This is a genomic window from Stenotrophomonas sp. LM091, assembly GCF_001806305.1.
GTDB classification, from domain to species: Bacteria; Pseudomonadota; Gammaproteobacteria; order Xanthomonadales; family Xanthomonadaceae; genus Stenotrophomonas; species Stenotrophomonas bentonitica_A.
The window spans coordinates 649,899-671,810 of the sequence record NZ_CP017483.1; the positions used below are offsets into that span (position 1 = coordinate 649,899).

The window sequence follows — 21,912 nt, forward strand, 5'->3', positions numbered from 1 at the left end:
GTTGGACCGCCGATTTTAACAACTACCGCCCGGCGGCGTTGAGAATCGCTCGCGGTGGCGGGGTTTGGTGCAAAGTGGGCGCCCCGCCTTGTCACAGCGGCCTGCCCGGCCGCGTCCTCCTGGCATGACCCCGACCGATACCTTCCAGACCCACCGCCCCCGCCTGTTCGCCTTGGCCTACCGCCTGCTGGGCAGCCGCAGCGACGCCGAGGACATCGTCCAGGACGCCTGGCTGCGCTGGCAGGGCGCCGACACCGGCGTGATCCGCGACCCGGAGGGCTGGCTGGTCACGGCCACCACCCGGCTCGGCCTGGACCGGCTGCGCGCCCTGCGCAGCGCGCGCGTGGAGTACGTCGGGCCGTGGCTGCCCGAGCCGCTGGAGATCGCCCTGGACCCGGACCCGCTGCAGGACCCGGCCCAGCGCCATGCCCTCGCCGACGAGGTCTCGGTGGCTTTCCTGGCACTGCTGGAGCAGCTCAAGCCGGATGAGCGCGCCGCCTTCCTGCTCAAGGATGTGTTCGACTACGACTACCCGGACATCGCGCCCCTGCTGGAGCACTCCCCGGCCAACTGCCGGCAACTGGTGCACCGGGCGCGGCAGCGACTGCAGACCGGCGCCCCACGCTTCACGGTCTCGCCCGCCCAGCACCGCGACCTGCTGGCGCGCTTCATGGCCGCCTCGCAGCAGGGTGATCTGGACGCGATCCGCGCCCTGCTCGATGCCAATGCCGAGATGATCTCCGACGGCGGTGGACGCGTGACCGCAGCGATCCGCCCCCTGCTCGGCGCCGAGCGCATCGCGCAGCTGTACTGGGCGATCGCGCGCCGCAACGGCCAGCATCCGGCGCAGCTCGGCCAGGTCAATGGCGAGCCGGCGATCCTGCGTTTCGCGGGCGACCAGCTGCACTCGGTGACGATGATCACGGTCGATGCCGGACGGATCGTGCGCGTGCTCAGCGTGCTCAATCCGGAAAAACTCACCGGCCTTGTCACAGCGCGCGATGCTGGCGCGTCCTCCTGATGAAGACGGCCATTGCGGCCGTCATGGAGTCCCCGATGTCCACCTCACCGCGCGTTCCATACACCCGCCTCGCCGCCGAGGCCTTCAAGGGCCTGCTCGCCACCAGCAAGGCCGTGCACGACAGTTCGATCGACCCCGTATTGATGGAACTGGTGTTCCTGCGTGTCTCGCAGATCAATGGCTGCGGTTACTGCATGGACATGCATGCCACCACCCTGCGCAAGGGCGGCATCGAACCGCGCAAGCTCGATACGCTGCCAGCCTGGCACGAGAGCCGCTTCTTCGATGCGCGCGAGCGCGCCGCGCTGGGCTGGGCCGAGGCGCTGACGCGCTTGAGCAGCGCCGCCCCGTCCGATGCCGCCTACGACGCCCTGGCACCGCATTTCGATGAGAAGGGCATCAGCGACCTGAGCATGGGCATCGCGGTGATCAACGCCTGGAACCGCCTCGGCGCCGGCCTGCTGCCGCCGCTGCCATAAGCAACGGGTAATGCCGGCCGCTGGCCGGCTCCGCACGATGCTGGGTGCCACCTGGAGCCGGCCAGCGGCCGGCACTACCACCGGGTAGCGGTGCACCGGCTGCACCGTTCTGCGGGGCGTACGCGTCTGCAATCTGCGCAGGCACTGACTTCATGCATCAACCACGGTCACGGCGCGCACAATACCGCCCATGCCCGCCTCCCCCGCTGCCGGTGCACCCGGCCAGAAGAATCCCAGCCTGCGTGAGCGCGTCAATGCGATGCGCAACCTGCCCCCGTTCCTGCGCCAGGTCTGGCAGACCAGCCCGGGGCTGACCCTGGCCAGCCTCGGCCTGCGCGTGATCCGCGCGTTGCTGCCGGTGGCGATGCTGTACGTCGGCAAGTTGATCATCGATGCCGCCGTGCAGCTCAGCCAGCATGATGCCGGCTTCCCGCCGTTCGGCGAGGCGCTGTCCACTGGCCTGCTCAATCCCCTGCTGGGCCTGCTCGCGCTCGAGTTCGGCCTGGCGATGGCCTCGGACCTGCTTGGCCGCATGGTCAGCTACGCCGATACCCTGCTGTCGGAGCTGTTCACCAACGTCACCAGCGTGCGCTTGATGGAACACGCCGCCGAGTTGGACCTGGAGGATTTCGAAGACCCCGACCTGCAGGACAAACTGGACCGGGCACGGCGCCAGACCATGGGCCGGATGAACCTGATGAGCCAGCTGTTCGGCCAGGTGCAGGACAGCATCACGGTGGCCAGCCTCGCGGTCGGCCTGATCGTGTACGCGCCGTGGTTGATCCTGCTGCTGGCGGTGGCACTGATACCGGCCTTCATCGGCGAATCGCACTTCAACGCAGCCGGTTACAGCCTCAACTTCCAGTGGACGCCCGAGCGCCGACAGCTGGAGTACCTGCGCCAGATCGGGGCCAGCGTGGAGACTGCCAAGGAGGTGAAGATCTTCAACCTCCATCGCTTCCTGATCGATCGCTACAAGCTACTGGCCGAGAAGTTCTATCTCGCCAACCGTGCGCTGGCCCGCAAGCGTGCGATCTGGGGCACGCTGCTGGCAGCACTCGGTACGCTGGGCTATTACGCCGCCTACGCCTACATCGCCTGGCGCACCGTGCGCGGCGATTTCTCGATCGGCGACCTCACCTTCCTGGCCGGCAGCTTCCTGCGCCTGCGCCAGCTGCTGGAAGGCCTGCTGATCGGCTTTTCACAGGTTGCCGGCCAGGCGCTGTACCTGGACGATCTGTTCTCGTTCTTCCAGATCGAACCGGAAATCCACTCGCGCCCGGATGCCATCGCCATCCCGCAGCCGATCACCCAGGGCTTCGTGTTCGAGAACGTCGGTTTCCGCTATCCCGACGCCGAAAGCTGGGCGGTGCGGCATCTGGATTTCGACCTGCGTGCCGGTGAAGTTCTGGCGCTGGTGGGTGAGAACGGTGCCGGCAAAACCACCCTGGTCAAGCTGCTGGCCCGCCTGTACGACCCCGATGAAGGCCGCATCCTGCTCGATGGCCGCGACCTGCGCGACTACGACCTGGATGACCTGCGCGCCAACATGGGCGTGATCTTCCAGGATTTCGTGCGCTACAACCTCAGCGCCGGCGAGAACATCGGCGTCGGCCTGGTCGAGGCGATGGGCGACGACGCCCGCATCCGCGACGCCGCCCGGCGCGGCATGGCCGACGAGGTGATCGCCGGCCTGCCCGGTGGCTACGACCAGCTGATCGGCCGCCGCTTCAAGATGGGCGTGGACCTGTCCGGTGGCCAGTGGCAGAAGATTGCGATCGCGCGGGCCTACATGCGCGATGCGCAGGTCATGATCCTGGATGAACCGACCGCGGCGCTGGATGCGCGCAGCGAGTTCGAGGTGTTCCAGCGCTTCAAGGAACTGTCCGACAATCGCACTGCGGTGCTGATCTCGCACCGCTTTTCCTCGGTGCGCATGGCCGACCGCATCCTGGTGCTGGCCGGCGGCCGGATCGAGGCCAGCGGCACCCATGCCGAGCTGATGACCCAGGGCGGCCGGTATGCCGAACTGTTCGAACTGCAGGCGGCCGGTTACCGCTGAAACCCAGACACGACAGGCCTGTCCGGCCAGTCAATGAGAATTTATCTCATTTGAGATAAACTAGACCCGACGAAACCGACCAGAACCCCACCCCCATGTCTTCCGCTTTTGGCGCCGAAACGGTGCTTGAGGTCCGTCACTGGACCGACGCCTACTTCAGCTTCACCACGACCCGCGACAGCGGCTTCCGCTTCGAGAACGGCCAGTTCGTGATGATCGGCCTGGAAACCGAAGCGCGCCCATTGCTGCGCGCGTACTCCATCGCCAGTGCCAACTGGGAAGAAAACCTGGAGTTCTTCAGCATCAAGGTGCAGGACGGCCCGCTGACCTCGCGCCTGCAGCACATCAAGCCGGGCGACAAGGTGCTGGTCGGCAAGAAGCCTACCGGCACCCTGCTGATCAGCGACCTGCACCCGGGCAAGCACCTGTACCTGCTCGGCACCGGCACCGGCCTGGCGCCGTGGCTGTCGGTGATCAAGGACCCGGAAACCTACGAGCGCTTCGACAAGGTGATCCTCACCCACGGCGTGCGTTACGAAAAGGACCTGGCCTACCGCGAGCTGTTCGAGAAGGAACTGCGCGAGCACGAATTCCTCGGCGAGATGATCGGCGACAAGCTGCTCTACTATCCGGCCGTCACGCGCGAAGCCTTCCCCAACCAGGGCCGCCTGACCTCGCTGATGGAAAGCGGCGAGATGCAGAAGACCCTCGGCCTGCCGCCGCTGGATCCGGAAAACGACCGCGCCATGATCTGCGGCAGCCCGCAGATGCTGGCCGACCTGCGCACCGTGCTGGACAGCCGCGGCTTCCAGACCTCGCCGCGCATCGGCACCCCGGGCCACTACGTCTTCGAACGCGCCTTCGTCGAAAAGTAATCGCGGCGCCTGGCTCCGCGCGGCTGATCGACCAGCCTGCGCGCCAGCCGGACAGAGCCCGGCTCTACGGAGCTGATTCGCCGACCGCGGCCCTGCCGGGCAGAGCCGACCCTTGGTCGGCTCTCGCGGCAACGATCGCATGCACGTTGGGCTATATTCCGCGTCAGCCCGGCAACGGCCGGGCCTGACCTGGAGCCGTACCGATGATCAGGAAGATCCGCCCCGCCCTCGCCTGCCTGCTGCTCGCCATGAGCCTGGCTGCCAGCGCCGCCGTGCCCGCGACGCCCTCACCGAGAGCCGGCGATATCCCGCCGCAGATCCTGGGCAAGGACCGCCAGGGCAATGTGGTGGACCTGGCCAGCCAGCGCGGCAAGGTCGTCATCGTCACGTTCTGGGCCTCGTGGTGCGGCCCGTGCCGCAAGGAACTGCCGATCCTGGGCCAGCTGCAGAAGGTCATCGGGCATGACGCGCTGCAGGTCTACGCGGTGAACCTGAAGGAACCGCGCGCCGATTTCGCCGCCATCGCCCGCAGCCGCAAGGCCCCGCCACTGGACTACATCCACGACGCCAAGGGCGAGGTCAGCGACCAGTACGGCATCCAGACCATCCCGCACATGTTCATCATCGGCCACGACGGCAGCATCGCCGGCGTGCATCGCGGCTACTCCGAGCAGAGCCTGCCAAAGATCGTCGACGACATTCTCGCCCTCCTGCCCGAAGACGTGCGCAACCGGAAAGCAGGCAGCTGATTCCACCGCTGTGGTGTAGAGCCACGCCATGCGTGGCTGGAACGTTGGGCGAACCGGTAATGCGAGGAGCCGGCCAGCGGCCGGCACTACCGGGATCACGGAGCCGGGCAGAGCCCGGCGTTACGCCAGCGCCGCTTCGATGTCGCCGCGTAGCGACTCGGGCTTGTCGGTCGGCGCATAGCGGCCCAGCACCTGCCCATCGCGGCCGACCAAAAACTTGCTGAAGTTCCACTTGATCCCCCGCGTGCCCAGCACCCCGGCCTTCTCGGCCTTGAGCCACTGCCACAGCGGATCAGCGCCGTCGCCGTTGACCTCGACCTTGTCCGACATCGGGAAACTGACCCCATAGGTCAGCGAACAGAACTCCCCGATCTGCGCCGCATCGCCCGGCTCCTGATGCCCGAACTGATCGCAGGGAAACCCGATCACCACCAGCCCGCGCGGCCCGAATTCCCGCCACAACGCCTCCAGCCCCTCGTACTGCGGCGTGAAGCCACACTTGCTGGCCACATTGACCAGCAACAACACCTTGCCCCGGTACTGCGCCAACGCCTGTGGCTGGCCCGACAGGTCCACGAACGGGAAATCGAAGGCAGTGGTCATGGCAGGGGCTCCGGTGGAAAGGCCTCTCATCTTAGCTCGCCCAGCGTATTCGGCCTGGTGGGCTGAGGAGCCGGCCGGTGGGCCGAGGAGCCGGCCAGCGGCCGGCACTACGCCTCGGGACGGCAACGACCAGGCTGGCTCTTGCAGTGGCTGCAGCCTTCTCTATGCCCTGGCCTGGCCAAAACATGCCTTTCGACACAAGCCGCTCCCCAATGGCCCGGGTTACCCTCAAAGACTTGTCTGACCGGAGAATTCCCCTTGACCACCCGTCTTGCCCTCGCCGTCGCCGTGACCCTCGGCCTGGCCCTGCCCGCCTATTCCGCCACCGCCGCCACCCCGGCCGCGACCACCGCCCAGCAGGCCAACCCGTTCTTCGCCGACAGCCCGCTGCCGCTGCACTTCCCGCAGTTCGACAAGATCAAGGACAGCGACTTCGCCCCCGCCTTCGACGCCGGCATGGCCCAGCAGCTGAAGGAAGTGGAGGCGATCGCCAACAACAAGGCCAAGCCGACCTTCGACAACACCCTCATCGCCCTGGAAAAGAGCGGTGAAACCCTGGACCGCGCCACCACCGTGTTCTTCAGCCTGGTCGGTGCCGATACCAACGACGCACGCAAGAAGCTGCAGGCCGACTACTCCGCCCGCTTCGCCGCGCACAGCGACGCCATCGCGCTCAACGGCAAGCTGTTTGCCCGCATCCAGACCCTGTATGACACCCGCAGCCAGCTCGGCCTGGACGCCGAAGGCGTGCGCCTGGTCGAGAAGTACTACGAGAGCTACGTCCGCGCCGGCGCCAAGCTGTCCGAAGCCGACAAGACCAAGCTCAAGGAAATGAACGCCGAGCTGGCCAACCTGGGCACCAAGTTCAGCCAGAACGTGCTGGCCGAAGTGAATGCCTCGGCGATCACCGTCGATGACGTCAAGGACCTGGACGGCCTCTCGCAGGAGCAGATCTCCGCCGCTGCCGAAGCCGCCAAGGCCCGTGGCCAGGACGGCAAGTACGTCATCACCCTGCTCAACACCACCGGCCAGCCGCCGCTGACCAACCTGGCCAACCGCGCCCTGCGCCAGAAAATCTACGAAGCCTCCATCACCCGCGGCAGCCGCGGCGGTGAGTACGACAACACCGCCCTGGTCTCGCGCATCATGCAGCTGCGTGCCGACAAGGCCAAGCTGATGGGCTTTGCGAACTTCGCCGCCTACAACCTGACCAACCAGACCGCCAAGACCCCCGAAGCGGTCAACGCCATGCTCGGCCAGCTCGCCCCGGCCGCCGTCGCCAACGCCAAGCGTGAAGCCGCCGACCTGCAGGCGATGATCGACAAGGAACAGAAGGCCGCCGGCAAGCCCACCTTCAAGCTGGAAGCATGGGACTGGGCGTTCTACAGCGAGAAGGTCCGCCAGGCCAAGTACAACTTCGACGAATCCCAGCTCAAGCCGTACTTCGAAATGAAGAACGTGCTCGAAAACGGCGTCTTCCACGCCGCCCAGCTCGAGTTCGGCCTGACCTTCAAGCAGCGCACCGACCTGCCGGTCTACCACGACGACGTCACCGTCTATGACGTGTTCGATGCCGACGGCAGCCAGCTGGCGATCTTCATCTTCGACCCGTACGCACGCGCCTCCAAGCGCGGCGGTGCGTGGATGAACTCGTACGTCTCGCAGTCCGAGCTGACCGGCTTCAAGCCGGTGGTCGCCAACCACCTCAACATCCCCAAGCCGCCGGCCGGCAAGCCGACCCTGCTGACCTGGGATGAAGTGACCACCACCTTCCACGAATTCGGCCACGCCCTGCACGGCATGTTCTCGAACGTGAAGTACCCCTACTTCTCGGGCACCTCGGTGCCGCGCGACTTCGTCGAGTTCCCCTCGCAGGTCAACGAGATGTGGGCCGATGACCCGGTCATCCTGAAGAACTACGCCAAGCACTACCAGAACGGCACGGCCATGCCGCAGGCCCTGCTCGACAAGGTCGTCGCCGCCGCCAAGTTCAACCAGGGCTTCGCCACCACCGAATACCTCGGTGCGGCCATGCTCGACCAGCGCTGGCACCAGATCGGTCCGGACCAGGTCCCGGCCGCCAAGGACGTGATGAAGTTCGAAGCCGAGGCCCTGGCCAAGGACGGCATCTTCTACGCGCCGGTCCCGCCGCGCTACAAGACCCCGTACTTCAGCCACATCATGGGCGGCTACTCGGCCGGCTACTACGCCTACATCTGGTCTGAAGTGCTCGACGCCAATACCCAGAAGTGGTTCCGCGAAAACGGCGGCCTGAGCCGCAAGAACGGCGATCACTTCCGCCAGACCCTGCTTTCCAAGGGCGGCAGCGTGGATGCAATGGAACTGTTCCAGAACTTCGCCGGCCATGCCCCGCAGATCGAGCCGCTGCTCGAAAAGCGCGGCCTGACCTCGGGTGACGGCAAGAAGTAAGCGTCCGCCTCAACGACGTGCACAACGAAAAACGCCCGGCACCGCCGGGCGTTTTTTTTGTGCCGCCAGCTCATCTCACCGTGGCGCTACGTAGCCTCCAGGCACGCCATTGGGCGACAACACCAGCTGCCACAACTGTGCATGCCGGCAGCGGAAACTCGCCATCGAACCGGCCAGATAGAACCGCCACATCCGGCGGAACCGTTCGTCATACCGCTGCGCATCCAGGCGCGGCCACGCCGCCTCGATGTTGGCCCGCCACGCCTGCAGGGTCCGGTCGTAATCGGTGCCGAAGTTGTGCCAGTCCTCCAGCACGAACACCCCTTCGAACGCGTCGGTCACCTGCGCCGCCGAGGGCAGCATCGAGTTCGGGAAGATGTACTTTGCGATCCACGGGTCGGTGCGATGCCGCGACAGATTGCTCCCGATCGAATGCAGCAGGAACAATCCTTCCGGCCGCAGGCAGCGCCGCGCCAGCTCGAAGTACCCGCGATAGTTCTTGTCGCCCACGTGCTCGAACATCCCCACCGACAGGATCGCGTCGAAGGACTCCTCCACGTCGTGGTAGTCCTGCAACCGTATCTCCACCGGCAACCCCGCGCACAACTGCCGCGCATAGTCCGCCTGCTCCTGCGAGATCGTCACGCCGACGCCGGAGACGCCATAGCGCTCGGCCGCGAACTTCAGCGCCTCGCCCCACCCGCAGCCGATATCCAGAATGCGCTGGCCGGGGCGCAGGCCCAGCTTGCGGCAGATCAGATCGAGCTTGGCCTCCTGCGCCGTGTCCAGGTCCGCAGCTTCGCGCCAGTAACCGCAGCTGTAGACCAGCCGCTGGCCGAGCATCGCCTCGTACAGATCATTGCCCAGGTCGTAATGGCGACGGCCGACCTCGAAACTGCCGGCGCCGGCCTGCAGATTGAACACCCGCGCCTTGATCGCATCGGCCAGATCGCGCCAGCCGTGCACGCGTTCGTCCAGATGCGCCTGCATCAGATGAAAGAGGAAGTCGTCCAGCGCGCGGGCATCCCACTGCCCCTCCATGTAACTCTCGCCCAGGCCCAGCGAGCCCTGGGCCATGACCCGTGCATAGAAGCGCGGGTCGTGCACCGTGATGTCCTGCGGCTGGTCACCGTCAACGGTGACCCCCGCTTCGTGCAGCAACCCCGTGACCCGTCGTTGCAGCCCAGCGTCCACATCGCCTCCGTCGATCAGCCCCGGGCGAACAACCCCGCGACATCCTGACCCACGTGCGGCACCAGCACGGCGGCCGGGACGTCCACGGTCTGCGTGCCGTCCGAGTACGGCCCTACCTGGTAGGGCGGGAACACGAAGCGTATCGCAGAGATGCGTCCGTCGGAACCGGTCAGCGGCTGGAACTGGCTGAAGTTGTCCGCGCTGGGCCCGGTGCCATCGGCGATCATCCGGCTGGCGTTGCGCAGGGATTCCTGCATCTGCGCAGGCTCCATCTCATCGCCGCTCAGGCGCGTGGCCACGCGTTCGCGCAGCTGGTCGGCCACGTAGTCGCTGATCGCCTTCCAGCCCTTGGCATCGGCCACCAGCTTGTCGGCGGTCAGCATCTGCTGCTGCTCCGGCAGCCATACGAAGCGTGCCACCAGCGGCTCACCGTGGGCGCCACCGGTGTAACGGCTGCCATCGGCGGTCACCACCACCAGCTGCGGCGTCTCCAGCACCTTCTCGAAGGTCAGCGAGAGCTCGTAGGGCATGGTCGGCTTGTCGTTGCCCAGCCCGTCCAGCGCCTGCTGCAGCTCGGCCCGGGCGCTGTCGGCATAGCTGCCCAGCGTCTTGGCCAGGCCCGGATACCGCGCGATGTCCGGCGGATAGGTAATCCCGACCACCGCCTGCGGCGAGGTCTCGATCACGTCGCGCAGCTCGACCGGCGCATCCGGCGTCGCCGTCGGTGCAGCCGGTTCGGCGGCGGTATCGGCCGCTGCCACCGGCGCCTGTGCGTCACCGTCGCGCTTGCAGCCTGCCACCACCACCAAGCCCATAGCCAAGGCCAACGCGCTGGTGCGCAGCGCGCAACGGTTTCCTGCGATGTTCATCCTGAAATCCCCTTGTTGTAACCCACCATCATGATCAGCCATCCCTGAGGCATGACCCGCTGCCCTCATCGGACCAGCAGGTCGTCGTACTCCTCGTGCCGCTGCAGGAACGCTTCAGCGTACGCGCAGGCAGGCACTACCTTGAATCTGTGTTCGCGCGCGTAGCGCAGCGCCACCTTGGTCAACTCACCGGCCACGCCGCGGCCGGCGATCGGCTCGGGCACCTCGGTGTGGGTGATGATCATCCGCTTGCGCTTGATCTGGTAATCCAGCAGCGCCAGATGCCCTTTGACCCGGGCCTGGAACCGGTGATGGGCCAGATCGTGCTCCACCTCGTAAGCCAGTCCGGGCGGCGTGACCGAAGCCATGAGCGGTGTCTCCTGCGGCGACTGCAGCGATAGTGCGCAGCCGGCCGCCATGATCGCGTGAAGCCTGAACAGGGGCAAGCAGCGACGTGGCGCGTCACATCCGGCCCTAAAGGCTGGAGCCGCCACGCCGATATCGGATCCGGACAGGGCGTAAAAGCTGGCATGGCTTTTGCGAAGACCTGCCTGCACGCACCCGCTCTTCCGGAGGTCCGCATGGACAACACCGCACCTGCCCCCGCCGCCCACGGCGATGCCGACAGCTCCCTGCTCGAGGGCCTGTTCCAGCTGGCCGTGAACGGCCAGACCCAGGGCTGGGAATTCGACCAGATCAACCACGAGGTCTACGCCCGGCTGCTCAGCACCTATGGCGTGGACGGCAAGAAAGCCGCCTGACGGTTGCCGGGCTCACGACCAACGGTCGTGAGCTCCCCCCCGACGCGACGACGCATCGACCCACCGTCGGTAGGTACCGACCGTGGGTCGGTACACCCGCCCCCCAGCGCGACGACGTAGGTACCGACCGTTGGTCGGTACGCGCCGAATCAACCGCCGAGGCGGAAGGTCGGGTTGCTCAGCTCACGCAGGAAGTGGCTGAAGATGCTCGGCTGCATGGCCAGCATGAACAGCACGCCGAAGGCCGCACCGGCCAGGTGCGCGCTGTGGTTGATGCGGTCGCCGCCACGGCGGTCCATCCAGATGCTGTAGCCCACGTAGAACACCGCATAGATGATCGCCGGGGCCGGAATGAACAGCACCAGGATGATCGACCACGGCTTGATCAGGATGAAGGCGAACAGCACTGCCGAGACCGCGCCCGATGCCCCCAGGCTGAGGTAGTTCGGATTCTTCTGGTTCTTCAGGTAGCTGGGCAGGATCGAGACCAGCAACGCACCCAGGTAGAACGCCGGATAGGTCAGGTAGCTGCCGCTCAACTGCAGCATCACCTGTTCGATGAAGCCGCCGAAGAAGAACAGCGTGATCATGTTGAACGCCAGGTGGGACAGATCGGCGTGGATGAACCCGTAGGTGATCAGGCGATCGTACTGACGGTTGCGGTCCACTGCCGGCGGCCACAGGATCAGGCGGTCGGCCAGCGCGCGGTTCTTGAACGCCATCCACGACACGATGACGGTGATGGCGATCAGCAGCAGGTTGACTGGGGTCATGTCAGGCTCAGGCGGTGCGGTAGTTGTCGACCATACGATAGCGCTTGGCATACCAACCGAAGGCCAACGCCGCCAGGAACGCAAAGCCGGCGAAGAAGAACATCAGGAACGCCGCCTCGCTCAAGCCGGTACTGGCGATCTGGTGGGTCACCGTGTCGTTGCGCACCGCCGCGTTGGACAGCAGCACCCACAGGTTGCCGATGGTGGTGGTCAGGTTCCAGAAGCTCATCACCACGCCCTTCATCGCCTGCGGCGCCTGGCTGTAGGCGAACTCCAGGCCGGTGGCCGAGACCAGCACTTCACCGAAGGTCAGCAGCGCGTACGGCAGCATTTGCCAGAAGATGGACATGACGTTGCCACCATCCATCATCACCTGGATACCGCCGACCACGATCCAGGCCAGGCCGCTGAAGGCGATGCCGGCGGTCATCCGGCGCAGCGCGGTCGGCTCGAAGCCGAAGCGGCGCAGCATCGGGTACAGCACCAGGTTGTTGAACGGGATCAGGATCATCACCAGCAGCGGGTTCAGCGCCTGCATCTGCGAGGCGGTGAACCAGCTCGGCATCGCCATCTGCTGGCCCTGCAGGACCCAGGTCGAGGCCTTCTGGTCGAACAGCGAGAAGAACGGGGTGGTCAGCGCGAAGATCACCAGCACGCGCAGTACCGAACGCACGCCCTCCACGGCCTCGGCCGGGTGCACCGCCCGGGCGCGGTCCAGCTGCATCCAGGTGCCACCGCCGATACCGGCCAGCAGCAGGACCAGCGCGATGCACAGGCAGATCACGATGCCCAGGCTGCCCACCAGCCCCATCGAGGCCACGGCCAGCACCGCGCCCAGAATGGCCAGGGTACGGCCCGGCCGCCCCTTGCCCGGCGCGTGCGCCGAGAGCGCCGTGCGCACCACGTTGCCGAACGAATGCGGGTCCTTCGGCGGCAGCGGCACCAGCACGTAGCGCTTGCGGCCCATCCAGAACACGAAGGTGGCCACGAACATCAGGATGCCCGGGATGCCGAAGGCCCACGACGGACCCAGGTTCTTCAGCGCCAGCGGAATCAGCAGCGAGGCGAACAGCGAGCCGAAGTTGATGATCCAGTAGAAGGCGTCGAACACGACCTTGGCCAGGTGTTTGTTGCTCTGGTCGAACTGGTCGCCCATGAACGAGGCCACCAGCGGCTTGATGCCGCCGGCACCCAGCGCGATCAGGCCCAGGCCGACGAAGAAACCCTGGCGGCTGTCTTCGAAGATGGCCAGGCAGGCGTGGCCGGCGCAGTAGATCAGGCTGAACCACAGGATGGTGTGGTACTTGCCGAAGAATTTGTCGGCCAGCCAGCCACCGAGCAGCGGGAAGAAATACACGCCGATCATGAAGCTGTGCATGATGTCCTTGGCCTCGCCGGCCCGGCCATCGGCCGTGATCTCCTGCAACAGCAGCGAGGTGATCAGGAACTGCACCAGGATGTTGCGCATCCCATAGAAGCTGAAGCGTTCGCAGGCCTCATTGCCGATGATGTAGGGAATCTGGCGCGGCATCTTTCCTTTGCCGGCGCTGGCGGCTGCGATATTGCTCATCCTGTGGGGCTGTCCTGCGAACACGAAAGGACCAAGATTACCGGAAGCCCCTACCCCAGCGCACGCTGCACAGCTGCATGACAGGGGCCACCGGACATGGCAGGCGGGCGGGAATCCCATCCGCGCGATGGCACCCGTGTCACGGATCCTCGACGGCGAAAGCGTAAACTTATCGTTATGCGCACGCACATCACCGGTGGGACCCGAGGTTGGACAGGCTGGATCCTGCTGCTGTTGCTGGCCGCGCCCGCCGCCGGCGCGCACGCGCGCCAGGCCGAGGACGCCCTGCCCTCGCTGAAGATCGCTACGCTGGAACTGCCGACCCAGGACGATGCCCAATGGCAACAGCGGCGTGACCAGGTGCTGCAGCTGCTGGAGTCGATGCAGCCGGACGTGATCGCGGTGCAGCGGGTGCTGCAGACCCAGGGCCGCAACCCCGCCTGCTGGCTGGCCAGCCGGCTGCGCTACAGCTGCGATTTCGTCACTGCCGATCCGCCCAGCCAGCCGCTGCGCCACGGCAGCGCCATGCTGACCCGGCTGCCGGTGACCGATGACGCCGTCACCCTGCTGCACCCGCCGGGGCAGTTCAGCGCGGCCGGGATGCTGCGGGTCAAGCTGCGCGAGGAACTGATCAACATCTACGTGGCCCGGCTGCGCCCGGAACCGGACGACGCGCAGATCCGCCGGCACCAGACCACCGATCTGATGACCTGGATCGGCGCGACCGCCGACGGCCTGCCTTCGCTGATCGCCGGCGACTTCTCGGCCGAGATCACCGAGCTGGTGGGAAGTACCCCGGGCTTCCAGCCGGCCCGCAAGAACCCCGGCGAACGCGTGGATCCGCCGTCGCTGGCCGGCGCGGCACGGGGCCACGGCCTGGACGTGCTGTTCCAGGTGAAGCACTTCGGCGGCATCCGCCAGGACAGCATCAAGCTGCCGGCCAGCGAGGGCGACGCTGCGGCGATGCGGCTGGGCACCATGGCTACCCTGCGCCTGCAGACGCCGGAAAGCACCAGCGCGCCCTGACCGGCACCGTTTGCGGGGGCGCAACGAAAAACGGCCAGGCATCACTGCCTGGCCGTTGGTGTTTCAGGTGACCGTGCCGATCAGGCGATGGCTTCCTGGTAACGACGCTCGACTTCGTTCCAGTCGACGACGTTGAAGAACGCGCCGATGTATTCCGGGCGACGGTTCTGGTACTTCAGGTAGTACGCGTGTTCCCACACGTCCAGGGCCAGGATCGGCGTGTTGCCGTCCATCAGCGGGCTGTCCTGGTTGGCGCTGCTTTCCACCACGACCTTCTTGTCCGGGGTGACGCTCAGCCAGGCCCAGCCGCTGCCGAAGCGGGTCAGCGCGGCCTTGGTGAAGCCCTCTTTGAACTTCTCGACACCGCCCAGCTGCGAATCGATCGCCTTGGCGACGTCACCGACCGGAGCGCCGCCGCCGTTGGGCGACATCACGGTCCAGAACAGAGTGTGGTTGGCATGGCCGCCGCCGTTGTTGCGCACGACGCCCTGCAGGTTTTCCGGCAGCGACTTGGTCTTCTTGACCAGCTCTTCCACCGGCAGGTCGGCATATTCGGTGCCTTCCAGCGCAGCGTTGACGTTGTTGATGTACGTCTGGTGATGCTTGGTGTGGTGGATTTCCATCGTCGCTGCGTCGATATGCGGCTCGAGCGCGTCGTAGGCGTAGGACAGCTTGGGGAGGGTATAGGCCATGTGGTTCTCCTGGTAGCTCACTCACCCGGCAAAGACCGGGCGTTGCGGAGTCGATGATGGGGATGGCCGACAAGCTTACCAAGGGCGATGTAAAGGAAACTTCGTCCTGCGTGGTCGATGGCGTGTCGGGCGCGTTACGCGACAGTGACGGTGTACGCCGCTGCGGCGCAGGCCCCGCGGTGCAGCATGCCTGTTCGGCTGGGCCTCACCGTGCCGGGCGACGATCGCAGTAGAGTAGTGGCCTCGCCCCTCTTCGCTGGCCCCTCATGCGCAAGCCGCTGTTGTTGTTGATCGCCATCGTGCTGCTGGTGGGAGGCCTGGCCGCCATCAAGCTGGCCCAGCGCCCGCCCGCGCCGCAGTTCGCGCCATCGCTGACCCAGCCCGACAGCGCGCCGGCCGCCCCTGCACCGACGTCATCGAGCCGGACGACGCGCGATCCCCTGCCCCCGTTCCTGCCGGCCGAAGCGCGCGACACCATCGCGCTGATCCAGCGTGGCGGCCCGTTCCCGCACCGGCAGGACGGCAGCATCTTCAGCAACCGCGAACAGCGGCTGCCGCAGCGGCCGCGCGGCTATTACCACGAATACACGGTGGACACGCCCGGCGCAGGCAATCGCGGCGCACGGCGCATTGTCACCGGCGGCACACCCCCTACTGGCTGGTTCTATACCGATGATCACTATGAAACGTTCCGCAGTTTCGACGTTCCACCTGCCGGGAGCTGGCAATGACGCATGACGGATTCGAGTTGGGCCTGCACGACATCAACAACGCCGGCATCTATGCGATCGGCAACGATGATGTCGCCCCGTTGTCGGCGGCGATGCGCGATGCCGGCCTGCGTGTGATCCAGATCGACCTGGCCGGCTGCGAGGACAAGCGCACTTTGCTGATGCGGCTGGCCGCCCGCCTGGACTTCCCGACCGGCTTTGGCGGCAACTGGGATGCACTGACCGACAACCTGCGTGACCTGGCGTGGCTGCCGGCCAATGGCTATGCCCTGTTCTTCAACGACGCCGATGCGCTGCGCAGCGAGGCGGGCGCGGAGTTCGACACGCTGCTGGATGTGCTGGACGAAGCCAGCCGCTACTGGGGCGAGAGCAACGTGCCGTTCTGGGCGTTCGTCGCGCTGCAGGACGCGGACGTGGAACCGGACGCGGACCCCGCACCGTAACGCCCAGCATCCGGTAGAGTCACGCCATGCGTGGCTGCGAGGCGCCGTGACACCCGGCCGAAACCCAGCCACGCATGGCGTGGCTCTAGCCGCCGCCGAGGCCGCGCCTCATCGGCTGCCTTTGTCTTCCTGCAGTTCCTTCTTGAACGGGATGTCCGGCGGCGGACGCGCGATGGCTGGCTGGTCCTGCATGTTCGGATCGCTCAAGCCACAGCCGCCGCCGAACTGCAGCACGGAGATCACGCAGGAAATCGACGAGCTCGTGCCAGGTATCGGAATCTCCACCGCCTTGATGCCCTTGCGGACCCATTCGGCCAGCAACGATTCGTTGGGCGCCCAGTATTTGTCGAACGAGGTCGGGGTGTAGTCGTACGGCGGGCGCTTGAGCCAGGTGCCGGACTGCGCGATGCGCTCTTTGCTCCAGCCATCTTTCTCGCCGCCCGGTGCGCCCCGCTCGCTGTTGCCGTGACCCTCCTGGCCGGGAACGCGCACACTGCCATCGGCCTTGAACAGACTGCTGCCATTGCCCTGGGTCGCACTGACGGCACGGCCATTGAGATCGGCGTCCTGCGGATGATTGGCCGCGCCCCAGTCATCGGACCGGTTGGGCGTGGTCCAGCTGCCGGGCGGTGCCTTGGATGGGCTCGCCGGGGCGCGGGTCGCGGCCGGCGCCGTGGACGTGCTGGCCGCCGTGCTGGCATTGGCGGCCGCCGGCGCCGTCGCCGTACTGCTCGCCGCGGCCGGTGATGGCGGTGCCGGACGCGGTGCGGCGTTGGGCACCGCGCGTTCGCGCACGGCGACCTCAGGCGATCGGCCCGGTACGGCCACCTCGCGCGTGGGCAGCGTGGCCACGTTCACCGCCGGCGCGGTCACCGGCCGGATCTCGCGTTCGCGCACCTGCACCTCACGTTGCGGCACGGTGGCCTCCACCCGGGGCCCGGCAATGGCCACGGTGGGGGTCGGGGCTTGGACCACCGTGACCTGCCGCTCCTGCACGGTCAGCTCGGGCGTGCGCAATTGCGGTTCGGCCGTGCGCGGGGCCGGCACGGTGGTACGCGGCGTCGGCGCTTCCACCGTGACCACGGTGCGCTCACGCACCGCGATGTCCTGCGGCTCGCGCGTCATCACCCGTACTTCGGTGCGCGGCACGCTGGTCGGCGGCACCACGAAATCGGTCGTGGCCTGGGCCACCTCGGTCGCCTGGACGGGCTGCTCCACCGCCGGCGTCGCGGGCGCCGGTGGCGCCGGTTGTGGCTCGCTTGGCGGTGCCGGCGCCGCGGTCGGCTGCGGGGCCGATGCTGTGCGCGCATCCGCCTCGGCCTGCGCCATCGCCTGCGCATTGGCCATCGCCGCAGCGATCGCCGCGTCCGCCGTGGCCGGCTCGGCAGCGGCCGGTGACGCCCCTTGCTCCTGCTGCGGGGTGCCGCGGCCGACGAACTCCACCTGCACGCGCCCGCTCTCGCCGCCCTGTTCGGGCTCGCTTGGCGGGCGGATCAAGGCCACCCACAGCAACAACAGCGCGAACATCAGATGCAGCAGCGCGCTGATCAGCGCCGAGGTCCAGCGCATCCAACGCTGATCGCGCGGGGCCGGGTCCCAGCCCTGCCAGAGCAGCCGGCGCATCGCCTGGATGAAACTCAGTTCGGGCAGGCGCCCACCCGCGGGCATCGGCTCACGCTGGGCCAGTTCGGCAAGTACTTCGCTGGGCCGGAACGGCCGCGGCAATGGCGACAACGCGCGCAGCCACAGGCCCCACCCATAGGGGAGGCCCGTGGTTTTTTCGAGAATGCGCTTGTCCGGCTGGCGAGCCAGCAGCCAATCGAGGATGTCGTCAGCCCGGCGCAGTGGCACGCAGCGCGATCAGGCAGCCGTGCCGCGGGGAATGTACGGCGCGTCGCCACTCTCGTGGTCGGTCGCGTCGCGCACCGCGGTGATGCCGGGCACACGTCCCATCAAGGTCTTTTCGATGCCCTGCTTGAGCGTGACGTCGGCCATGCCGCAGCCCTGGCAGCCGCCGCCGAAGCGCAGCAGCACCACGCCCTCGGCCGAGACTTCCTGCACTGCGACCTTGCCGCCATGCGAGGCCAGCTGCGGATTGACTTCGTTCTCCACCACCCAGCGCACCCGCTCGACCAGGGAAGAACCTTCCGTCGGCGCCTCGCCTTTGATCTTCGGCGCCTTGATGGTCAGCTGCTGGCTGCCGGTGGCGTTGGTGACGAAATCGATCTCGGCGCCATCAAGCCAGGCCACGCTGGTGGCGGCCACGTAGAGGGTGAAGCCATCGCAGTCCACCGCCCACTCATCACCGAGCAGCTCGCCGGGATCGGCGAACTCCAGGCGGGCATCGGCGCGCGGGGTACCCGCATCGACGGCGGTAAGGCGCACACCCATGCCGGGCACGGCCTCACGCTCGATCAGCTTGCGGAAATAGGATTGGGCAGTGTCGGATATCTGGATCATCGGGCTATTCTAGCCAATCCCTTGTTATGCGCTCATTCGGTTTATACACCCGACCGCGCATTGTTCAGTCATCCAGATGTGGAGGAACCCATGGCCGACCTGATTCCGCTGGCGCAGGCCCATTGCGTGCCGCGCAAAGGCAGCGACCACAAGCTCGGCACCGCCCGGGTCACCGAGCTGCTGGCCCAGATTCCCGGATGGGAGCTGGCCGAGGCCGGCCAGGCGCTGACCCGCACCTTCCGCTTCGACAACTACCACGGCACCATGGCCTTCGTGAACGCCCTGGCCTGGGTTGCCCATCGCGAAGACCACCACCCGGACCTGGGCGTGCATTACGACCGCGCCGTGGTGCGATTCTCCACCCATGATGTGGGTGGCCTGAGCGAAAACGACTTCATCTGCGCGGCGAAAGCCTCGGCCCTGACGGAGTAAGCCCATGAAACTGCAGTACATCGTGCTGTCCAGCCTTGCCGTGGCAGCCCTGGCCGGCTGCAACAAGACGCCCGAACAACCGGCCGCCCCGGTCGCTGCGCCCACCGAGGTCGCCGCGGTCAAGACGCCACCGCCGGAGTACCCCATCGAACTGGCCTGCCAGGGGATCGGCGGCACCAGTACCTTCAAGGTCACCATCGCCGCCGACGGCCAGCCCAGTCAGGTCCAGCTCGCCAGTGGCAGCGGCAACGCCCAGCTCGACGAGCAGGCGCAGAAGGCGGTCCAGGCCTGGCAGTTCAAGGCGGGCACCCGTGCCGGGCAGACGGTCTCGACCACGATCCAGGTACCGGTCAGCTTCAATCCGCCGCAACCCAAGCCGGACGAGTGCTTCGCGATCGAAGAACGGCTGCGTCGCGGCGGCTGATCGCCGCAGGGTGTTGAGGTCAGCCGCCGCAAACCGCGCATCATGGATCGTCAAGGCGCCCGTCGGATCGACGCGTCGCCACGCGCCCGGTGAACACCGCCCTCACGGAGCACCGCATTTCAGCGGCCCGGTTGGGAGGTGGGGACCGCACGGCGCACTTTTCTCGTACAAGGACGCGTTGGCGGATGCCTGATATTTCCACTGAAAACGTATGGATCGCCCTGGCGGTCACCCTGGCCGCCGGCCTGGCCACCGCGCTGGGCAGCCTGATGGTGCTGTTCTCGCGCCGCCCCAACCCGCGCCTGCTGGCGTTCGGGCTGGCGTTTGCCGGTGGCGCGATGGTCTTCGTCTCGCTGACGGAGATCCTCAACAAGGCCATCGATTCATTCACCCAGGCCTATGACGCCCGACTGGGCTTCGCCTACGGCACCGCGGCCTTCCTGGTCGGCGTGCTGCTGATCGTGGTGATCGACCACCTGATCCCGAACCCGCACGAGAGCCTGGACAAGCAGGACCCGCTGTTCCGCGACAACAACAAGGCCTACATCAAGCGGGTCGGCCTGCTGACCGCCGTGGCGATCACCGCGCACAACTTCCCCGAGGGGCTGGCGACGTTCTTCGCCACCCTGGAGAGCCCCTCGGTCGGCATGCCGCTGGCCTTCGCCATCGCCATCCACAACATCCCCGAGGGCATCGCGATCGCGGTGCCGGTGTATTTCGCCACCCAGAACAAGTTCTATGCGTTCGGCGCCAGCCTGCTGTCCGGGCTGGCCGAGCCGATCGGTGCGGCGATCGGCTATGTCGCCCTGTCCGGGGTGCTCAACCATGCCACCTTCGGCTGGGTATTCGGGATCATCTCGGGCGTGATGGTGTTCCTGGCCCTGGACGAACTGCTGCCGGCGGCCAAGCGCTACGCCAAGGGCCACGAGACCGTGTACGGCCTGGTGGCCGGCATGGGCAGCCTGGCGATCAGCCTGGTGCTGTTCAAGTGGTGATGCGAGGCGCTCTATCCCGGCAACTCCGGGTCCTTTCAACCGGGTAACGTCGGCGCAGGGCCCCACCGCCGGGTAGTGCCGGCCGCTGGCCGGCGCTTCCCTTGTCGGTCGTGATTGTGCAGAGCCGGCCAGCGGCCGGCACTACCCTTGTCGGTCGAGATCGTGCAGAGCCGGCCAGCGGCCGGCACTACCCTCCGTTCGGCGCGGCTTTGACCGCCTTATTTGAGCCGGTTCAACACCTCGACCAGCTCCTCGGCCAGCGGCGCATTGATCAGATAAGGGGTCTTGCCCGCATCCAGCGCGAACTCCAGCGAGGCCGCGTGCAGGAACAGGCGTTTCAGGCCGATCTGCTCACGAAGCCGCTTGTTGACGTCCGGATCGCCGTATTTGTCGTCACCGGCCACCGGATGACCCAGATGCTGGGCATGCACGCGGATCTGGTGGGTCCGGCCGGTTTCGATCCGCACTTCGCAGTACGAATGGCCGCCCTTGCGCTCCAGCACCTTGAAGTGGCTGATCGACTCCTTGCCGATCGGATTGACCTGCACGTGGCGCTCGCCACCTTGGCGCAGGCCCACGTGCAGCGGGGCGTCCACGGTCATGGTGCCATCGGGCATGCGGCCGGCCAGCAGCGTCAGGTAGCGCTTGCGGATGCCGGCGCCGTGGTCTTCACGCAGCAGCGCCTGCAGCTCGCTCAGGGCCGAGCGCTTCTTGGCCACGATCAGCAGGCCGGAGGTATCCCGGTCCAGACGATGGACCAGCTCCAGGGTCTTGCCCGGCCGCAGTGCGCGCAGGGTTTCGATGGCGCCGAAACTGATGCCGCTGCCGCCGTGACTGGCCACGCCCGACGGCTTGTTCAGCGCCAGCAGCCGATCGTCTTCGAACACGATGGCATCTTCCAGCCGCTTCATGAACGCGGCCGGCGGCCCCGCCTTGTCGCCCTCTTCGTTGAGACGGACGGGCGGCACCCGGACTTCGTCGCCGCCCTCCAGCTTGCGCTCGGCCTTGGCGCGGCCGCCATTGACGCGGACCTGACCACTTCGCACGAGCTTGTAGATCAGGCTGCGCGGTGCACCCTTGAGCTGGCCGAGCAGGAAGTTGTCCAGGCGTTGCCCGGCACGGTCGGCCGGAACAGTGATGATACGTACGCTGGTCATGGCTTCAGCGGCTTTGGGGGTGGGCTCGGTAACGGTCATTGGCCTTTTATTCTGTTACACTCGGCGGGCGAGATAAGGGATTGATTTCGTTGGAAGTTGCTCTGGGCCAGAAGCCCGACTTCCCGCGATTCCGGCACAGTGCGCAGCCACCGCCCCCGGGGCGGCC

Annotated in this window: 23 protein-coding genes; 13 read left to right on the forward strand and 10 right to left on the reverse strand. The window is 66.8% G+C overall.

The window, feature by feature from the left end:
- The first annotated feature begins 124 nt into the window (after window positions 1-124).
- The 5 genes from BIZ42_RS02895 to BIZ42_RS02915 all read left to right on the forward strand — a co-directional run bounded on the left by BIZ42_RS02895 (window position 125) and on the right by BIZ42_RS02915 (window position 5,186).
- Complete coding sequence (locus tag BIZ42_RS02895) at window positions 125-1,021, forward strand: RNA polymerase sigma-70 factor (RefSeq protein ID WP_070425500.1); 897 nt, start codon at window positions 125-127, stop codon at window positions 1,019-1,021.
- A gap of 35 nt (window positions 1,022-1,056) precedes the next feature.
- A complete protein-coding gene (locus BIZ42_RS02900) occupies window positions 1,057-1,500 on the forward strand; it encodes a carboxymuconolactone decarboxylase family protein (RefSeq protein WP_026070203.1) in 444 nt (147 codons plus the stop codon).
- A 190-nt stretch (window positions 1,501-1,690) separates the two neighbouring features.
- The gene (locus BIZ42_RS02905; protein ID WP_070425501.1) at window positions 1,691-3,562 is read left to right on the forward strand and encodes an ABC transporter ATP-binding protein; all 1,872 of its coding nucleotides are present in this window, start codon (window positions 1,691-1,693) and stop codon (window positions 3,560-3,562) included.
- Window positions 3,563-3,657: 95 nt separating this feature from the next.
- Entirely contained in the window at window positions 3,658-4,437 is a 780-nt protein-coding gene (locus BIZ42_RS02910; protein ID WP_046274192.1) for a ferredoxin--NADP reductase, read from the forward strand.
- Window positions 4,438-4,640: 203 nt separating this feature from the next.
- Complete coding sequence (locus BIZ42_RS02915; RefSeq protein ID WP_070425502.1) at window positions 4,641-5,186, forward strand: TlpA disulfide reductase family protein; 546 nt, start codon at window positions 4,641-4,643, stop codon at window positions 5,184-5,186.
- Window positions 5,187-5,306: 120 nt separating this feature from the next.
- Here the strand turns inward: BIZ42_RS02915 and BIZ42_RS02920 are convergent, their stop codons facing one another.
- The gene (locus BIZ42_RS02920; RefSeq protein WP_070425503.1) at window positions 5,307-5,789 is read right to left on the reverse strand and encodes a glutathione peroxidase; all 483 of its coding nucleotides are present in this window, start codon (window positions 5,787-5,789) and stop codon (window positions 5,307-5,309) included.
- Window positions 5,790-6,047: 258 nt separating this feature from the next.
- Here BIZ42_RS02920 and BIZ42_RS02925 point away from each other — a divergent pair, with 258 nt between their 5' ends.
- The gene (locus tag BIZ42_RS02925; RefSeq protein ID WP_070425504.1) at window positions 6,048-8,219 is read left to right on the forward strand and encodes a M3 family metallopeptidase; all 2,172 of its coding nucleotides are present in this window, start codon (window positions 6,048-6,050) and stop codon (window positions 8,217-8,219) included.
- 75 nt (window positions 8,220-8,294) lie between these two features.
- On the opposite strand, the gene cfa is transcribed toward BIZ42_RS02925, so the two are convergent.
- The 3 genes from cfa to BIZ42_RS02940 all read right to left on the reverse strand — a co-directional run bounded on the left by cfa (window position 8,295) and on the right by BIZ42_RS02940 (window position 10,650).
- Window positions 8,295-9,413 carry a cyclopropane fatty acyl phospholipid synthase gene (cfa, locus tag BIZ42_RS02930; protein ID WP_070425505.1) on the reverse strand — a complete coding sequence of 373 codons (1,119 nt, stop codon included), beginning with the start codon at window positions 9,411-9,413 and terminating at the stop codon, window positions 8,295-8,297.
- A 14-nt stretch (window positions 9,414-9,427) separates the two neighbouring features.
- Window positions 9,428-10,282, reverse strand: a complete 855-nt coding sequence (locus tag BIZ42_RS02935) for a DUF3298 and DUF4163 domain-containing protein (protein ID WP_019182901.1) — start codon at window positions 10,280-10,282, stop codon at window positions 9,428-9,430.
- 65 nt (window positions 10,283-10,347) lie between these two features.
- Window positions 10,348-10,650: a GNAT family N-acetyltransferase gene (locus BIZ42_RS02940; RefSeq protein ID WP_019182900.1), complete on the reverse strand. Its 303-nt coding sequence runs from the start codon at window positions 10,648-10,650 to the stop codon at window positions 10,348-10,350.
- A 213-nt stretch (window positions 10,651-10,863) separates the two neighbouring features.
- Here BIZ42_RS02940 and BIZ42_RS02945 point away from each other — a divergent pair, with 213 nt between their 5' ends.
- Complete coding sequence (locus BIZ42_RS02945; RefSeq protein ID WP_019182899.1) at window positions 10,864-11,043, forward strand: hypothetical protein; 180 nt, start codon at window positions 10,864-10,866, stop codon at window positions 11,041-11,043.
- Window positions 11,044-11,192: 149 nt separating this feature from the next.
- On the opposite strand, the gene BIZ42_RS02950 is transcribed toward BIZ42_RS02945, so the two are convergent.
- Together BIZ42_RS02950 and BIZ42_RS02955 are read right to left on the reverse strand one after the other, a co-directional pair.
- A complete protein-coding gene (locus BIZ42_RS02950) occupies window positions 11,193-11,816 on the reverse strand; it encodes a rhomboid family intramembrane serine protease (RefSeq protein WP_019182898.1) in 624 nt (207 codons plus the stop codon).
- 7 nt (window positions 11,817-11,823) lie between these two features.
- Window positions 11,824-13,386, reverse strand: coding sequence for an oligopeptide:H+ symporter (locus BIZ42_RS02955; protein WP_070425506.1), 1,563 nt, complete (start codon window positions 13,384-13,386; stop codon window positions 11,824-11,826).
- Between the two features lie 177 nt (window positions 13,387-13,563).
- Here BIZ42_RS02955 and BIZ42_RS02960 point away from each other — a divergent pair, with 177 nt between their 5' ends.
- On the forward strand, window positions 13,564-14,412 hold the full coding sequence (locus tag BIZ42_RS02960; RefSeq protein ID WP_019182896.1) for an endonuclease/exonuclease/phosphatase family protein: 849 nt from the start codon (window positions 13,564-13,566) through the stop codon (window positions 14,410-14,412).
- A gap of 80 nt (window positions 14,413-14,492) precedes the next feature.
- Here BIZ42_RS02960 and BIZ42_RS02965 read toward each other — a convergent pair whose 3' ends face one another.
- Window positions 14,493-15,104, reverse strand: a complete 612-nt coding sequence (locus tag BIZ42_RS02965) for a superoxide dismutase (RefSeq protein WP_070425507.1) — start codon at window positions 15,102-15,104, stop codon at window positions 14,493-14,495.
- 266 nt (window positions 15,105-15,370) lie between these two features.
- Between BIZ42_RS02965 and BIZ42_RS02970 the strand changes: the two genes are divergently transcribed.
- On the forward strand, window positions 15,371-15,835 hold the full coding sequence (locus BIZ42_RS02970; protein ID WP_019182894.1) for a ribonuclease domain-containing protein: 465 nt from the start codon (window positions 15,371-15,373) through the stop codon (window positions 15,833-15,835).
- On the forward strand, window positions 15,832-16,278 hold the full coding sequence (locus tag BIZ42_RS02975; protein ID WP_070425508.1) for a barstar family protein: 447 nt from the start codon (window positions 15,832-15,834) through the stop codon (window positions 16,276-16,278). The genes BIZ42_RS02970 and BIZ42_RS02975 overlap by 4 nt, the downstream gene beginning before the upstream one ends.
- Before the next feature lie 108 nt (window positions 16,279-16,386).
- Here the strand turns inward: BIZ42_RS02975 and BIZ42_RS02980 are convergent, their stop codons facing one another.
- Both BIZ42_RS02980 and BIZ42_RS02985 read right to left on the reverse strand, forming a co-directional pair.
- Window positions 16,387-18,129: a hypothetical protein gene (locus BIZ42_RS02980; protein WP_070425509.1), complete on the reverse strand. Its 1,743-nt coding sequence runs from the start codon at window positions 18,127-18,129 to the stop codon at window positions 16,387-16,389.
- A 9-nt stretch (window positions 18,130-18,138) separates the two neighbouring features.
- The gene (locus BIZ42_RS02985) at window positions 18,139-18,738 is read right to left on the reverse strand and encodes an NfuA family Fe-S biogenesis protein (protein WP_019182890.1); all 600 of its coding nucleotides are present in this window, start codon (window positions 18,736-18,738) and stop codon (window positions 18,139-18,141) included.
- A gap of 90 nt (window positions 18,739-18,828) precedes the next feature.
- Here BIZ42_RS02985 and BIZ42_RS02990 point away from each other — a divergent pair, with 90 nt between their 5' ends.
- From BIZ42_RS02990 to zupT, 3 genes are all read left to right on the forward strand, one after another.
- Window positions 18,829-19,170: a 4a-hydroxytetrahydrobiopterin dehydratase gene (locus BIZ42_RS02990; RefSeq protein WP_019182889.1), complete on the forward strand. Its 342-nt coding sequence runs from the start codon at window positions 18,829-18,831 to the stop codon at window positions 19,168-19,170.
- A gap of 4 nt (window positions 19,171-19,174) precedes the next feature.
- Window positions 19,175-19,594 (forward strand): energy transducer TonB, encoded by a 420-nt coding sequence (locus tag BIZ42_RS02995; RefSeq protein WP_019182888.1) that lies wholly within the window; start codon window positions 19,175-19,177, stop codon window positions 19,592-19,594.
- A gap of 185 nt (window positions 19,595-19,779) precedes the next feature.
- Complete coding sequence (gene zupT, locus BIZ42_RS03000) at window positions 19,780-20,589, forward strand: zinc transporter ZupT (RefSeq protein WP_070425510.1); 810 nt, start codon at window positions 19,780-19,782, stop codon at window positions 20,587-20,589.
- A 218-nt stretch (window positions 20,590-20,807) separates the two neighbouring features.
- Here zupT and BIZ42_RS03005 read toward each other — a convergent pair whose 3' ends face one another.
- Window positions 20,808-21,746: an RluA family pseudouridine synthase gene (locus BIZ42_RS03005; RefSeq protein WP_019182886.1), complete on the reverse strand. Its 939-nt coding sequence runs from the start codon at window positions 21,744-21,746 to the stop codon at window positions 20,808-20,810.
- Window positions 21,747-21,912 lie beyond the last annotated feature (166 nt).

Bases quoted from the DNA above. Each gene is read 5' to 3' on its own strand.
- BIZ42_RS02935 (WP_019182901.1), bottom strand. From the start codon at position 10,282: ATGAACATCGCAGGAAACCGTTGCGCGCTGCGCACCAGCGCGTTGGCC.
- BIZ42_RS02965 (WP_070425507.1), bottom strand. From the start codon at position 15,104: ATGGCCTATACCCTCCCCAAGCTGTCCTACGCCTACGACGCGCTCGAG.
- BIZ42_RS02940 (WP_019182900.1), bottom strand. From the start codon at position 10,650: ATGGCTTCGGTCACGCCGCCCGGACTGGCTTACGAGGTGGAGCACGAT.
- BIZ42_RS02920 (WP_070425503.1), bottom strand. From the start codon at position 5,789: ATGACCACTGCCTTCGATTTCCCGTTCGTGGACCTGTCGGGCCAGCCA.
- BIZ42_RS02990 (WP_019182889.1), top strand. From the start codon at position 18,829: ATGGCCGACCTGATTCCGCTGGCGCAGGCCCATTGCGTGCCGCGCAAA.
- BIZ42_RS03005 (WP_019182886.1), bottom strand. From the start codon at position 21,746: ATGACCAGCGTACGTATCATCACTGTTCCGGCCGACCGTGCCGGGCAA.
- zupT (WP_070425510.1), top strand. From the start codon at position 19,780: ATGCCTGATATTTCCACTGAAAACGTATGGATCGCCCTGGCGGTCACC.
- BIZ42_RS02910 (WP_046274192.1), top strand. From the start codon at position 3,658: ATGTCTTCCGCTTTTGGCGCCGAAACGGTGCTTGAGGTCCGTCACTGG.
- BIZ42_RS02960 (WP_019182896.1), top strand. From the start codon at position 13,564: ATGCGCACGCACATCACCGGTGGGACCCGAGGTTGGACAGGCTGGATC.
- BIZ42_RS02970 (WP_019182894.1), top strand. From the start codon at position 15,371: ATGCGCAAGCCGCTGTTGTTGTTGATCGCCATCGTGCTGCTGGTGGGA.
- BIZ42_RS02975 (WP_070425508.1), top strand. From the start codon at position 15,832: ATGACGCATGACGGATTCGAGTTGGGCCTGCACGACATCAACAACGCC.
- BIZ42_RS02945 (WP_019182899.1), top strand. From the start codon at position 10,864: ATGGACAACACCGCACCTGCCCCCGCCGCCCACGGCGATGCCGACAGC.
- BIZ42_RS02955 (WP_070425506.1), bottom strand. From the start codon at position 13,386: ATGAGCAATATCGCAGCCGCCAGCGCCGGCAAAGGAAAGATGCCGCGC.
- BIZ42_RS02895 (WP_070425500.1), top strand. From the start codon at position 125: ATGACCCCGACCGATACCTTCCAGACCCACCGCCCCCGCCTGTTCGCC.
- BIZ42_RS02950 (WP_019182898.1), bottom strand. From the start codon at position 11,816: ATGACCCCAGTCAACCTGCTGCTGATCGCCATCACCGTCATCGTGTCG.
- BIZ42_RS02915 (WP_070425502.1), top strand. From the start codon at position 4,641: ATGATCAGGAAGATCCGCCCCGCCCTCGCCTGCCTGCTGCTCGCCATG.
- BIZ42_RS02985 (WP_019182890.1), bottom strand. From the start codon at position 18,738: ATGATCCAGATATCCGACACTGCCCAATCCTATTTCCGCAAGCTGATC.
- BIZ42_RS02995 (WP_019182888.1), top strand. From the start codon at position 19,175: ATGAAACTGCAGTACATCGTGCTGTCCAGCCTTGCCGTGGCAGCCCTG.
- BIZ42_RS02905 (WP_070425501.1), top strand. From the start codon at position 1,691: ATGCCCGCCTCCCCCGCTGCCGGTGCACCCGGCCAGAAGAATCCCAGC.
- BIZ42_RS02900 (WP_026070203.1), top strand. From the start codon at position 1,057: ATGTCCACCTCACCGCGCGTTCCATACACCCGCCTCGCCGCCGAGGCC.